Here is a 758-nt window from a genome sequence, read left to right as displayed (position 1 = left end):
GAGGCCCCGCGGGGCCTCGGCGTTACGGGGACAACTTCTCAGCGGGGCTTCGCTGCCGGCGGGGGCAGCAGGCCGTCGCGGAAGGTCCAGAGGGCGGCCCGTTCCTGCGTGCGGTGGTTCACGATATAGCGATAGACGTTCAATTGATGCGCCCGGCCGGAGACCGGTTTGACGTGACATCGGCGGCCCCAGAGGGCCTTCGAGGACTTCAGCCCCGCGTCGCCCAATTCGCGGGAGGCGTGCATCTTCGCCCGGCCGAACAGGCACCGCGGCGCCGGGTCGCGGCCGTCCCGCAGGGCGTTGCGGGGGTGCAGGCCGGGGACGACCGCGTTCAAGATCGGCTCGCCGTGGGCGTCGTAATTGCAGAACCGGACCAGGGCGTGCACGTGTCGGTCGGTCACGCAGAGGGCCGGGACGTTCGACCCCAATTCCAGCAGCCGTTCGACCAGCGCGAGGCAGGCGGCGGTGCGGGCGGTTTCGGACAGAAACTCCGGCGGACCGCGGAGGGCGGTTCGGGCGTGACGGAGCCGCTCGGCGTGCTCGTCGGGCGGGGGCGGGTTCTTGTAGTCGCCGTCGCAGTGGGCCCGGTGGCCGTAGCTCCGCCAGCCCCGCGGATCGCCCGGCAGCCACGCCCCGCGGACGTTCGTCATCACGTGATACCACCCGCGCCACGGCCCGCCGGCCGCGACCCGCTCGGTTTGCGTCATCGCTCCGCTCCGCCCGGATCGCAAGCGTAACGCCGAGGCCCCGCGGGGCCT

The 758-nt window shown here is 72.7% G+C and carries 1 protein-coding gene; it reads right to left on the bottom strand.

Features of this window, described 5'->3' with window-relative positions:
- Positions 1–38: 38 nt before the first annotated feature.
- Positions 39–707: a hypothetical protein gene (locus ACG2DA_RS22920; protein WP_395259030.1), complete on the bottom strand. Its 669-nt coding sequence runs from the start codon at positions 705–707 to the stop codon at positions 39–41.
- Positions 708–758: the final 51 nt, after the last annotated feature.

It is taken from the genome of Alienimonas sp. DA493 (genome assembly GCF_043951915.1).
GTDB lineage: Bacteria > Planctomycetota > Planctomycetia > Planctomycetales > Planctomycetaceae > Alienimonas.
The sequence above is the reverse complement of the archived record's forward strand: the minus strand, read 5'-3'. Positions and strand labels throughout refer to the sequence as shown.

Bases quoted from the DNA above. Each gene is read 5' to 3' on its own strand.
- ACG2DA_RS22920 (WP_395259030.1), bottom strand. From the start codon at position 707: ATGACGCAAACCGAGCGGGTCGCGGCCGGCGGGCCGTGGCGCGGGTGG.